12 protein-coding genes are annotated in these 12,238 nt (G+C 71.2%); 9 read left to right on the top strand and 3 right to left on the bottom strand.

The features are described 5' to 3' along the window. From TSO221_RS20035 to TSO221_RS20045, 3 genes are all read left to right on the top strand, one after another. A partial coding sequence (locus TSO221_RS20035) for a glucuronate isomerase (protein WP_247878146.1) occupies positions 1 to 191 on the top strand: 191 nt, incomplete at its 5' end. Next, positions 188 to 1,672: a mannitol dehydrogenase family protein gene (locus TSO221_RS20040; protein ID WP_109120292.1), complete on the top strand. Its 1,485-nt coding sequence runs from the start codon at positions 188 to 190 to the stop codon at positions 1,670 to 1,672. The genes TSO221_RS20035 and TSO221_RS20040, both read left to right, overlap by 4 nt. Further along, a complete protein-coding gene (locus TSO221_RS20045) occupies positions 1,669 to 3,204 on the top strand; it encodes an altronate dehydratase family protein (RefSeq protein ID WP_109120293.1) in 1,536 nt (511 codons plus the stop codon). The genes TSO221_RS20040 and TSO221_RS20045 overlap by 4 nt, the downstream gene beginning before the upstream one ends. Before the next feature lie 3 nt (positions 3,205 to 3,207). On the opposite strand, the gene TSO221_RS20050 is transcribed toward TSO221_RS20045, so the two are convergent. From TSO221_RS20050 to TSO221_RS20060, 3 genes are all read right to left on the bottom strand, one after another. Further along, entirely contained in the window at positions 3,208 to 4,101 is an 894-nt protein-coding gene (locus tag TSO221_RS20050; RefSeq protein WP_109120294.1) for a DMT family transporter, read from the bottom strand. Positions 4,102 to 4,264: 163 nt separating this feature from the next. Continuing rightward, complete coding sequence (locus TSO221_RS20055; protein WP_109120295.1) at positions 4,265 to 4,984, bottom strand: hypothetical protein; 720 nt, start codon at positions 4,982 to 4,984, stop codon at positions 4,265 to 4,267. Between the two features lie 99 nt (positions 4,985 to 5,083). Next, positions 5,084 to 6,253, bottom strand: coding sequence for a mandelate racemase/muconate lactonizing enzyme family protein (locus tag TSO221_RS20060; RefSeq protein ID WP_109120296.1), 1,170 nt, complete (start codon positions 6,251 to 6,253; stop codon positions 5,084 to 5,086). A gap of 111 nt (positions 6,254 to 6,364) precedes the next feature. Here TSO221_RS20060 and TSO221_RS20065 point away from each other — a divergent pair, with 111 nt between their 5' ends. The 6 genes from TSO221_RS20065 (at position 6,365) to TSO221_RS20090 (ending at position 12,225) form a co-directional block, all read left to right on the top strand. Next, positions 6,365 to 7,240: a LysR substrate-binding domain-containing protein gene (locus TSO221_RS20065; RefSeq protein WP_109120297.1), complete on the top strand. Its 876-nt coding sequence runs from the start codon at positions 6,365 to 6,367 to the stop codon at positions 7,238 to 7,240. After that, positions 7,237 to 7,986, top strand: coding sequence for a sulfite exporter TauE/SafE family protein (locus tag TSO221_RS20070; protein WP_109120298.1), 750 nt, complete (start codon positions 7,237 to 7,239; stop codon positions 7,984 to 7,986). Before TSO221_RS20065 ends, TSO221_RS20070 begins: the two co-directional genes overlap by 4 nt. 97 nt (positions 7,987 to 8,083) lie before the next feature. Next, positions 8,084 to 9,268, top strand: a complete 1,185-nt coding sequence (locus tag TSO221_RS20075) for an extracellular solute-binding protein (RefSeq protein ID WP_247878147.1) — start codon at positions 8,084 to 8,086, stop codon at positions 9,266 to 9,268. Positions 9,269 to 9,399: 131 nt separating this feature from the next. Next, the gene (locus TSO221_RS20080; RefSeq protein ID WP_109120300.1) at positions 9,400 to 10,476 is read left to right on the top strand and encodes an ABC transporter ATP-binding protein; all 1,077 of its coding nucleotides are present in this window, start codon (positions 9,400 to 9,402) and stop codon (positions 10,474 to 10,476) included. Then, positions 10,473 to 11,384, top strand: coding sequence for a sugar ABC transporter permease (locus TSO221_RS20085; protein ID WP_109120301.1), 912 nt, complete (start codon positions 10,473 to 10,475; stop codon positions 11,382 to 11,384). The genes TSO221_RS20080 and TSO221_RS20085 overlap by 4 nt, the downstream gene beginning before the upstream one ends. Before the next feature lie 4 nt (positions 11,385 to 11,388). Beyond that, positions 11,389 to 12,225, top strand: a complete 837-nt coding sequence (locus TSO221_RS20090) for an ABC transporter permease subunit (protein ID WP_109120302.1) — start codon at positions 11,389 to 11,391, stop codon at positions 12,223 to 12,225. Positions 12,226 to 12,238 lie beyond the last annotated feature (13 nt).

Consider the following 12,238-nt stretch of genomic DNA (forward strand, 5'->3'; position numbering starts at 1 on the left):
ACAACACCGTCGGCTTCAACGACGACACCCGCGCCTTCTGCTCGATCCCGGCCCGCCACGACGTGGCGCGGCGCATCGACTGTGCCTTCCTGGCCCGTCTGGTCGCCGAGCACCGCCTGGACGAGGACGAGGCCGCGGAGCTCGCGGTCGACCTCGCCTACACCCTGGCCAAGAAGGCGTACAAGCTGTGACCCGCCTGCATCCCGAGGGACTGTCCACCCTGCCCGCCGACGTCGCCCGCCCCGGCTACGACCGCGCGGCTCTGACCACCGGCATCGTCCACCTGGGCATCGGCGCCTTCCACCGCGCGCACCAGGCGGTCTACACCGAGAACGCGCTGACCCGAAGTTTCGGCCCCTGGGGCATCTGCGGCGTCAGCCTGCGCAGCCCCGACACCCGCGACGCGCTGGCGCCGCAGGGCGGGCTCTACACCGTCGCGGTGCGCGACGCCGGGGGCGCCCACCTGCGCGTCGTCGGCGCGATCACCGAGGCGCTGGTGGCGCCCGAGGATCCCGAGGCGGTGCTGGAGCGGCTGACCCGCCCCGCCGTCCGCGTCGTCACGCTGACCGTCACCGAGAAGGGCTACTGCCACGACCCGGCGACCGGCGCCCTCAACGAGGACCACCCGGGCATCCGCCACGACCTGGAGACTCCACAGCGGCCGGAGACCGCGGCGGGCTTCCTGGTGGAGGCGCTGGACCGCCGCCGCAAGGCCGGCGTGCCTCCCTTCACCGTGCTGTCCTGCGACAACCTGCCGAGCAACGGCGACACCCTGGCCGGCATCCTGCGCCGCTTCGCCGCGCTGCGCGACCCGGAGTTCGGGCGGTGGGTGGCCGATAATGTCGCCTGCCCGAACAGCATGGTCGACCGCATCGTCCCGGCCACCACCGAGGACGACCGTGCCGCCGTCACCCGCGCCCTCGGCTGCGAGGACGCGTGGCCGGTGATGACCGAGCCCTTCTCGCAATGGGTCATCGAGGACCGTTTCCCCGCCGGCCGGCCGGCGTGGGAGCTGGAGGGCGCCGAGCTGGTCGCCGACGTCCACCCCTACGAGACGATGAAGCTGCGCCTGCTGAACGGCAGCCACTCGACGCTGGCCTACCTCGGCTACCTCGCCGGCTACCAGACGGTGTCCGACGCCATCGCCGACCCGGCCTACGCCCGCCTGATCCGCGGCCTGATGGACGAGGAGGTGACGCCGACCCTCAAGGTCCCGCCCGGCGCCGACCTCGGGCGCTACAAGGCGGCGCTGCTGGAGCGCTTCGCCAACCCGGCGCTGAAGCACCGCACCTGGCAGATCGCCATGGACGGCTCGCAGAAGCTGCCGCCGCGCCTGCTCGCCCCGATCCGCGAGCGTCTGGCCATCGGCGCCCCCATCGACCGCATGGCGCTGAGCGTCGCCGCCTGGATGCGCTACGTCGCCGGCCGCGACGAGCAGGACCAGCCCATCGACGTCCGCGACCCGCTGGCCGGGCGCCTCGCCGCCGTCACCGCGCCGGCGGGGATGGACGCGGAATCGCTCGCCCCCGCCCTGCTGTCGGTGCGCGAGGTGTTCGGCGACGACCTGCCGCAGAACGAAATCTTCCGCGCCGCCGTCACCGCCGCCCTGGGCCGCCTGTTGAAGGACGGTGCCCGCCGCACCGTGGAGGCCCTATCGGGAGCAAAATCATGAGCACCGTCGCCGCCCTCTCCCCGGTCATCCGCCTCAACCCCGCCGACAACGTGGTGATCGCCCGCGCCGAGCTGCCGGCCGGCACCGCCCTGCCCGGCGAGGGCATCACCACCCGCGACGCCATCCCGGCCGGCCACAAGGTGTCCACCGCGGCAATCCGCGCCAGCGAGCCGGTGCGCCGCTACAACCAGATCATCGGCTTCGCCACCGAGGACATCGGCCCGGGCGAGCACGTGCACGTCCAGAACCTCGGCCTGCACGCGTTCGAGCGCGACTACGCCTTCGGCGCCGACGCCCACCCGACCCCCTTTGTGCCGGAGGAGGGGCGCGCCACCTTCCGGGGTTTCGTCCGCCCCGACGGGCGGGTCGGCACGCGCAACTTCATCGGCGTGCTGACCAGCGTGAACTGCTCGGCCACCGTCGCCCGCATGATCGCCCAGACGGCGGAGCGCGAGCTGTTGCCGCACTTCCCCAACGTCGACGGCGTGGTGGCGCTGACGCACGGCACCGGCTGCGGCATGGCCGGCAGCGGCGAAGGCTACGACATCCTGCAGCGCACGCTGTGGGGCTATGCCCGCAACCCGAACTTCGCCGGCGTGCTGATGGTCGGCCTCGGCTGCGAGGTCAACCAGATCGACTTCCTGCTCGACGCCTACGGCATCACGCCGGGGCCGCTGTTCCAGGTGATGAAGATCCAGGACAGCGGCGGCACCCGCACCACCGCCCAGGCCGGCGTCGCGATGGTCCGCGAGATGCTGCCGCACGCCGACAAGGCGCGCCGCACCACGGTGCCGGCCAGCGGCTTGGTGGTCGGGCTGCAGTGCGGCGGCTCCGACGGCTATTCCGGCGTCACCGCCAACCCGGCGCTGGGCGCCGCGGCCGACCTACTGGTGTGCAACGGCGGCACCGCCATCCTGTCCGAGACGCCGGAGGTCTACGGCGCCGAGCACCTGCTGACCCGCCGCGCCGTCAGCCGCGCCGTCGGCGAGAAGCTGGTCGACCGCATCCGCTGGTGGGAGGAGTACACCGAGCGCCAGGGCGGCGAGATGAACAACAACCCCTCGCCCGGCAACAAGAAGGGCGGCCTGACCACCATCCTGGAGAAGTCGCTGGGCGCCGTCGCCAAGGGCGGCACGACGAACCTCGTCGATGTCTACAAGTATGCCGAACCGGTGACCGCCAAGGGCTTCGTGTTCATGGACACGCCGGGCTACGACCCGGTGTCGGCGACCGGGCAGATCGCCGGCGGGGCGAACCTGGTGTGCTTCACCACCGGCCGCGGCTCGGTCTCCGGCTTCAAGCCGGCGCCGTGCCTGAAGCTGTCCACCAACACCGAGATGTACCGCCGCCTCAGCGAGGACATGGACATCGACTGCGGCCCGATCATCACCGGCGAGGCGGACATCGAGACGATGGGCCGGCGCATCTTCCAGCTGATGCTCGACACCGCGTCGGGCAAGCAGACCAAGAGCGAGGCGCTGGGCTTCGGCGACAACGAGTTCGTGCCCTGGCAGCTCGGCGCGGTGATGTAGGGCTTATGCCCCCACCCGCACCCGCCTCTGCTCCCGGTACACGATGTACACCCCGCTGGCGACGATCATCAGCGCGCCGGCGATGGTCGTCGCGGCGGGCACCTCGCCGAACAGGACGACGGCGCACAGCGCCGCCCACACCAGCGTCGTGTAGTTGAACGGCGCCACCGTCGCCGCGGGTGCTGCGGTGAAGGCGCGGATCATGCAGAAGTGGCTGAACGCCCCGAGGCTGCCCAGCAGCGCCATCAGCGCCGCCGACACGAGGTCCGGCGTCACCCACACGAACGGCAGCGCGGCCGAGCACACCAGCGTGCCGACCGAGCTGGTGTAGAAGAAGGTCGTCATCGTCGGGTCGCTGGCCTGCAGCTGGCGCGTGACGATCTGATAGAAGGCGTAGGCCGTCGCCGAGGCCAGCGGCAGCAGCACCGCCCATTGGAACATGCCGCTCGCCGGCCCGACGATCAGCATGGCGCCGGCGAACCCCGCCGCCACCGCCATGCCGCGCCGCCAGCCCACCTTCTCGCCCAGCATGGGGATGGAGAGCAGCGTCACCAGAACCGGCGTGACGTTGACGATGGCCGCCAGATCGACGAAGGGCAGGATGCCCAGCGCCGTCGTCGACAGCAGCGTGACCGACAGCAGCAGGCCCGACCGCACGAGCTGCAAGCCCGGCCGTGCCGACACCATCAGCCGCGGCGAGCGCAGGCCGAGCAGCACCGCCGCGATGGCGAAGTGCACGGCGAAGCGCGCCCACGCCACCTCGGCCACCGGGAAGCTCTTCACCAGGACGCGGGCCACCGCGTCCTGGGTGACGAACAGCAGGGTGGCGAACACCATCCAGGCGATGCCGGCCCGCGCCGACCGCCGCGCCTCCGCGGCCGCGACGGCCGAAGGCATCACTCGTTCCAGGGAGTCCATTGTACCGATGTTCCGCGGCGTGCGCCGTCCGATATATCAGTTGGACAGCGTACCGGGTGATTCGCCCACCCAACAACCCCCGGCATCGGGACGCTGCATCGCGGAACGGTCATGGCCCCGTCCGGAGTCAGGGATCTCGGAGTCAGGGCTCGTCGATGCGCCACTCCACCAGGGCGGCGATGGCGGCCAGCCGCCGCTCGGCCAGCCAGACCGCCGACAGCAGGTCGGCGGCCACCACGCAGAACGCCAGGATGGTGACCGACCCGGTCAGCAGCGGCACCGTCACCCCGGCGATGGCGATCACCAGCGCGACGACGATGGCGTCCGCCGCGGCGCCGTGCGCGAAGGTGGCGACGGCCACCGCCGACGGCCGCCAGGAGCGCGGGCGCAGCGTGAAGGGAAAGCCCTGCGCGGCGCGCATCAGCTCGCCCAGGAACTCCACCGCCTCGGCGGCGCGCACCGAGACGCGGCCCTGCCGCTGCGTGCGCCGGCGCAAATCGTTGTTGATGGCGTCGGCGACAGGCTGGAGCCGCCCGCCGATCTCCCGCCGTGCGGCGGCCAGCGCGCGGTCCGGCGCGTTGGCGCGGCTGCGCGGCCACAGCCGGTAGGCGATGTGCCAGAACAGCTTGAGCCCCAGCGACAGCCCGATCGGGAACCACAGCCAGTCCACCGGCACCACCGCCTCGAACGCGACGGCGAGGCCGATCATCAGGAAGACCAGCCACGTCGCCGCCATGCCGAGATACGCGGTGCGGCGCTGCTGGCGCGCCAGCCGCTCGCGCAGCTGGCGCTGGCCGCTGGTCGCCGCCGCGTGGCGGACGTCGTCCCATGGACCCGCATGGGTGCCGGCCGGACCCTGCATCGCACCGCCTCGGCGCCGTTGGTGACCCGCCCATGAAACGCCCGCCGCGGGCGCGAGGTCCATGGCAACTCGGGGCCACCCCGTTCGGCGGGGTAGGCGTCACTCCATCAATTCACGCGTCAGCAGCGCGTGCAGTTCGCCCTTCGCCTCGAAGCCGATGCCCGGCACGTCCGGCAGGCGGACCCAGCTGTCCTCCACCGCGATGCCGTCGGCGAAGCCGCCGAACGGCTTGAAGACGTCGGGGTAGGACTCGTTGCCGCCCAGGTGCAGGCCGGCGGCGATGTTCAGCGACATCTGGTGGCCGCCGTGCGGCACCACGCGCCGGCTCGACCAGCCGTTCTCCTCCAGCACCTTGAGCGTGCGCATGTACTCGACCAGCCCATAGCTCAGCGCGCAGTCGAACTGCATGAAGTCCTGGTCCTGCCGCATGCCGCCGTAGCGCACGAGGTTGCGCGCGTCCTGGTGCGAGAACAGGTTCTCGCCGGTGGCCAACGGGTTGCCGTAGGCCTCGGCCAGCTCGTTCTGGATGACGTAGTCCAGGGGATCGCCCGCCTCCTCGTACCAGAACAGGTCGTAGCGCTCCATCGCCTCGGCGTAGTCCAGCGCGGTGTTCAGGTCGAAACGGCCGTTGGCGTCGACGCACAGGTTGCGCCCCTCGCCGACCACGTCGATGACCGCCTCGATACGCTCCAGGTCCTCGGCCAGCGAGGCGCCGCCGATCTTGATCTTGACCACCTTGTAGCCGCGGTCGCGGTAGCTCTTCATCTCGTCCTTGAGCTTGTCCACGCCCTTGCCCGGGTAGTAGTAGCCGCCCGCCGCGTAGACCCACACCTTGTCGTCGGCCTGCCCGCCGCGGTAGCGGTCGGCGAGCAGGCGGTAGAGCGGCTTGCCCTCGATCTTCGCCACCGCGTCCCACACCGCCATGTCGATGGTGCCGACGGCGACCGAGCGCTCGCCGTGTCCGCCCGGCTTCTCGTTGATCATCATGCGGTCCCAGATCCTGAAGGGATCCAGGGTGCCGTTGGCCTCGTCGATCAGGCTGTCGGGCCTGGCCTCCATCAGGCGCGGGATGAAGCGCTCGCGCATCAGGCTGCCCTGGCCGTAGCGGCCGTTGGAGTTGAAGCCGTAGCCGACCACCGGCCTGCCGTCGCGGATCACGTCGGTGACCACGGCCACCACCGAGCAGGTCATCTTGGAGAAGTCGATGTAGGCGTTGGCGATGTCCGAGGCGATGGACACGGTCTTCTCACGGATCTCGACGATGCGCATGGGGGCTTCCTCCCGTTGGTGCGCGCAATGGGGAGATGGAGTGTGGCGGTGGACGGACAACCGCGCGAATGCCAAGTTGGCATCGCTCAATGCGGGAACGGCATCACTTCCGTGGACATCACCTGGCTCGACGATTTCCTGGCGCTGGCCGAGTGCGGCAGCTTCTCGCGCGCCGCCGAGGCGCGGCACCTGACGCAGCCGGCCTTCAGCCGCCGCATCCGCGCGCTGGAGGACTGGGTCGGCGCGCCGCTGTTCGACCGCGCCGTCCAGCCGGTGGCGCTCACGCAAGCCGGCGTCCGCTTCCGCCCCGCCGCCGACGAGACGCTGCGCCGCCTGCACCAGGGCCGCGACGAAGCCCGCCACGCCATGGACGCCGCGGCGACGACGCTGCGCTTCGCCGCCACGCACTCGCTGTCGCTGACCTTCTTCCCGGAATGGCTGCGCGCGCTGGAGGCGCAGGCGCGGGTCGGCGCGGTCCGGCTGGATTCCGACACCACGGCGGCGTGCGAGCAGCTCCTGCTGTCCGGGCAGAGCCAGTTCATGCTCTGCCACCAGCACCCGGCGGCGCCCGGCCGGCTGGACGCCCGGCAGTTCCGCTCGGTCCGCGTCGGCGAGGATGTGCTGGTGCCGGTGACGGCGCCGGACGCCGGCTTCCGCCTGCCCGGCCGGCCCGGGGCGCCGCTGCCCTACCTCGCCTACGCCGAGGGCTCGGCGCTTGGCCGCGCCGTGGACGTGGCGCTGGCGGCGCGCGCGGCGTGGCTGACCCCGGTGTTCATGGCCCGCCAGGCGGTCCTGCTGCGCGGCATGGCGCAGGAGGGCCGCGGCGTGGCGTGGCTGCCGCGCACGCTGGTCCGCGACGACCTGGAGCGCGGAACCCTGGCCGCGGCCGGCGGCGAGGAGTGGACCGTCGCCATCGAGGTCCACCTGTTCCGCCCCCGCAGCCGCATGAGCCCGGCCGCCGAGGCGTTCTGGAAACTCGTGGCATGATGGGCTTCGGGTGGCCGCTGATCGCCTGGGCGCTGGCGGTGTTCACGCTGGCCGGCGTGGTCAAGGGGGCGGCCGGCTTCGGCTTCCCGATGGTGTCGGTGCCGCTGCTGGCGCAGGTGATGCCGGTGCCGCAGGCCATCGCCTGGGCGCTGGTGCCGACCTTCGCCGCCAATCTCGTGCAGATGGTCGAGACGCGGGCGCACGCCGCGGTCGTCCGCTCCATCTGGCCGCTGCTGGCGGCGCTCTACCCGGTGATGCTGGCCACCGTGCGGCTGATGCCGTCCATGGACCCGAAGGCGCTCTACCTGATGGTCGGCGTGATGATCGAGGTGGTGGCGCTGATGCAGCTGACGGGCCGCATCCCGCGGGTCGAGGGCCGCATGCGGCTGCCGCTGCTGCTGGCCGCCGGGGCGATAACCGGCGTGCTGGGCGGCATGACCTCGTTCTACGGCTTCCCGGCGCTGCAGGCCTTCCTGGCCATCGGGCTGGGCGCGCACGCCTTCGTCTTCGCCGCCAGCGTGATGTTCCTCGTCGGCACGCTGGTGCTGGGGGCGGGGCTGTCGACGCTGGGCATCCTCGGGCTCGACGACCTGCTGGTCTCGGCGCTCGGCCTGCCGGCCGTGGCGCTGGGCCTCGCCATCGGACAGCGCATCCGCCACCGCGCCTCGCCCGCGCTGTTCCGCAACCTCGTGCTGGCGACGCTGTTCGTCATGGGGATCAGCATGATCGCCAAGGGGCTTGCCTGAGCGAACGCCGGTAAAATTGGTCAGGCCACTTGGCCCCTTGACAGGATTATGTTTGGCACACTAACATTCCCGCAACGAAATCATGGGGAGGACGGCCATGCTCACGGGCAAGGGACGGCGTATGGTGTTGGCGGGTCTGATGTCGGCGGGCGTGCTGGCGGCGATGCCGGCGGGTGCGCAGGTTCCCGCCTTTCCCAAGGACCCGGTGACGATCAACGTCATCGACGTCGCCGGCAATCTGGCGCTGACGCAGAAGGCCATCGAGAACTACCGCAAGGCCAACCCGAACCGGGTCGCCCGCTTCACCTTCACCAAGGCACCGGCGCCCGAGCTGGCCGGCAAGGTCAAGGCGCAGCAGAACGCCGGCCGGGTCGACATCGACCTCGTGCTGACCGGCACCGACGGGCTGGCGGCGGGCATCGAGCAGGGGCTGTGGCAGCCGCTGCTGCCGGCCTACGCCGGGAAGTTCCCGAACCTGGAGGCCGGCTACCTGCCGGCGGCGGCGAAGATGCAGACGCTGGCGTCCAACCAGGGCATCGTCGTCACCTACTACCCCTCCGGCCCGCTGCTGGAGTACGCGCCGGAGCGCGTCAAGAATCCGCCCAAGTCCGCCGACGAGCTGCTGGCGTACTGCAAGGCCAACCCCGGCAAGTTCATGTACGCCCGCCCGGCCAATTCCGGCCCCGGCCGCACCTTCCTGATGGGCCTGCCCTACCTGCTGGGCGACAAGGACCCGAAGGACCCGGTGCAGGGGTGGGAGAAGACCTGGGCCTACCTGAAGGAGCTGAACTCCTGCATCGAGTACTACCCGTCCGGCACCACCGCGACCATGAAGGAGCTGGGCGAGGGCTCGCGCGACATCGTCGCTTCGACCACCGGCTGGGACATCAACCCGCGCGTGCTCGGCACCGTGCCGAAGTCGGCGCAGGTGACGACGCTGAAGGGGTTCCATTGGGTGGCCGACGCCCACTACATGGTGGTGCCGAAGGGGCTGGCGCCGGAGCGGCTGGCGGTCGTGCTCGACCTCATGGCGTTCCTGCTGAAGCCCGAGCAGCAGGCCTACGCCTACGACGAGGGCTACTTCTACCCCGGCCCGGCGGTGAAGGACGTGACGCTCGCCATGGCCCCGGCCGAGAGTCAGGCCGCCATCAAGGAGTACGGCCGGCCCGAGTACGAGCAGCTGATCGCCGACAACCCGATCGAGCTGCCGCTCGACGCCAAGGGGCTGGTCGACGCCTTCCGCCTCTGGGACGAGCGCGTCGGCGCGGCGAAGACGAAGTAGGCGGCCAATAAGCCCCTCTCCCTTGACGGGAGAGGGGTTGGGGAGAGGGTGGCGCCGCGCAGCGGCCAAGTCACCCCCTCTCCCCAAACCCCTCCCCCGCGAGGGGGGAGGGGCTTAGACGGGAGACCCACATGGCAAAGGCCGACCACACGTTCGGCGAGATCCGGCTGGACCGCGTCAGCCGCGGGTTCGACGGCGTCATGGCGCTGCAGGACCTCACCCTGACGATCCGGCGCGGCGAGTTCATCGCGCTGCTCGGCCCGTCGGGCTGCGGCAAGTCGACGGCGCTCAACTGCCTCGCCGGGCTGCTGCCGCTGACCGGCGGCAGCATCTGGCTGGACGACCGCCGCATCGACGAGCTGCCGCCGGAGCGGCGCGGCTTCGGCATGGTGTTCCAGAACTACGCGCTGTTCCCGCACATGACCGTGCGCCGGAACATCGGCTTCGGCCTCGCCATGCGCGGCGTGCCCAGGCACGAGGCCGACCCGCGCATCGACGACGCGGTCCGCATGGTGCAGCTGGAGGCGCACGTCGGCAAGCTGCCCGGCCAGCTCTCCGGCGGCCAGCAGCAGCGCGTCGCCATCGCCCGCGCCATCGTCGTGCAGCCGCCGCTGGTGCTGATGGACGAGCCGCTGTCCAACCTGGACGCCCGGCTGCGCCTCGACATGCGGCACGAGATCCGCCGCATCCACAACGAGCTGGGCCGCTCCACCGTCTACGTCACCCACGACCAGGACGAGGCGCTGTCGCTGGCCGACCGCATCGTCGTGCTGCGCGACGGCCGGGTGCGCCAGATCGGCACGCCGGAGGAGCTGTACGCCCGCCCCGCCGTGCTCGACGTCGCCCGCTTCATGGGCTACCGCAACGTCTTCGAGGGGCGCGTCGAGGACGGCGGCGCCGAGCGCGCCATCGTCGTGCGCGACGGCATCCGGCTGGCCGGCACGCCGCGCGGCGCGCTCGGCTCCGGCCGGGCGTCCGTCGCCATCCGGCCGGAGGAGCTGATCCCCGGCGAGGACGGCCCCGGTGCCATCCCCGGCGTGGTCGAGAGCGTCGAGTTCGTCGGCCGCGAATACGCCGCCACCGCGCTGACCGCCGACGGGCTGCTGCTGCACTTCCGCTCGCACCAGCGCCTCTCCCTCGACGAGCCGGTGCACCTGCGGGCATCTCCCGAGCGCGTGCTGCTGTTCGCCGCCGAGGAGGGCGCATGACCAGCCAGACCGCCCTCTCGGGCTCCGCCGCCGACCGGCCCAACCTGCGCCGCCGCCTCGCCGCGGCGGGGTGGGACCGCATCACCCTGCTGGTGCTGCCGGCCGCGGCCTTCGTCGTGCTGCTGTTCATCTACCCGTTCGCCTACGGGCTGGTGCTGTCGTTCCAGCCGGCGGCGGGCGGACTGTTCGCCAACTACGCCAAGTTCTTCAGCGACCCGTACCTGTACGACACCATCGGCACCACCATGTGGCTGGGCCTGCCGGCGACGCTGATCAACATGGCGCTGGCGCTGCCCATCGCCTTCCAGGTCCGGCACTTCCGCTGGCAGCGGATCCTCACCACCATCCTGGTGATCCCGATCACGCTGGGCACCGTGCTGGTCGCCGAGGGGCTGCTGACCTACCTGGGGCCGCAGGGCTGGCTGAACCGCACGCTGATCGAGCTGGGCGTCATCGGCTCGCCGGTGCGCCTCATCCACAACTACTGGGGCGTCTTCCTGTCGCTGGTGATCACCGGCTTCCCGTTCGTCTTCCTGCTGACGCTGTCCTACGTCACCGGCATCGACCCGGCGCTGCCGCAGGCGGCGGCGACGCTGGGCGCCGGGCCGGCCTCGCGCTTCCGCCACATCTTCCTGCCGCTGCTGGTCCCCGGGTTGGCCGTCGCGTTCTGCCTCGCCTTCGTGCAGGCGTTCTCGGTGTTCCCGTCGGCGGTGCTGCTGGGCGCGCCCGCCGGCCCGACCCGCGTCATCTCCATCGCCGCCTACCAGGCCGCGTTCGAGCAGTACGACCACTCCATGGCCTCGGCCATCGCCATGATCATGGGCGCGGTGCAGCTGGTCGTCGTCGTGGCGGTGCTCGGCGCCCGCACCCTCTTCTACCGCGGCCCGATGGGCAGCGGGAAAGGCTGATCCCATGCGCAGCGTCGACAGTCTGCCCGCGAAGCTGTGGAACAGCCTGATCTGGCTGGTCATCGGCTTCTTCCTGCTGAACCTCTTCGGCCTGATCTCGGCGGTGGGGGTGAACTCCTTCGCCACGCGCTGGCTCGGCACATGGTTCCCGGCCGGCTACACCACGCGCTGGTACTTCTCGGCGTGGGACGAGTTCCAGCTCTGGGACGTGCTGCTGGTCACCATGGAGGTGGTGCTGGCGGTGGTCGTGCTCTCCCTGCTGCTCGGCGTGCCGGCCGCCTACGCGCTGGCCCGGCGCGAATTCAGCGGCAAGAAGCTGCTGACCCTGCTGTTCGTGCTGCCGCTGCTGGTGCCGCCGATCACCTACGGCATCCCGCTGGCCACCGTGCTCTACCAGGTGCACCTCGCCGGCACCATGACCGGCGTGATCCTGGCCAACCTCGTGCCCACCGTGCCCTTCGTCATCCTGGTGATGACCCCATTCATCGAGCAGATCGACCCCAGGCTGGAATCGGCGGCCCGCGTCTTCGGCGCCAACACCTTCAAGGTGTTCGCCTACGTGCTGGTGCCGCTGCTGGCGCCGGGCATGCTGGCGGCCGGCCTCCTGGTGCTGGTGCGCACGGTGGCCATGTTCGAGCTGACCTTCCTGACCGCCGGCCCCAGCAGCCAGACGCTGGTGGTGGCCTTGTACTACTCGGTGTTCGCCGCCGGCGTGCGCGCCGGGCAGTCGGTGGATGCCATGGCGATGATCTACATGGCGACGACGCTGATCTGGCTGTTCATCGCGCTGCGCTTCGTCGATCCGACGCAGCTCGTCACCCGCGTCAAGAAGACCTCCTGAGGGGAGCCGACCC

Origin of the sequence: Azospirillum sp. TSO22-1 (genome assembly GCF_003116015.1) — a bacterium.
GTDB lineage: Bacteria > Pseudomonadota > Alphaproteobacteria > Azospirillales > Azospirillaceae > Azospirillum.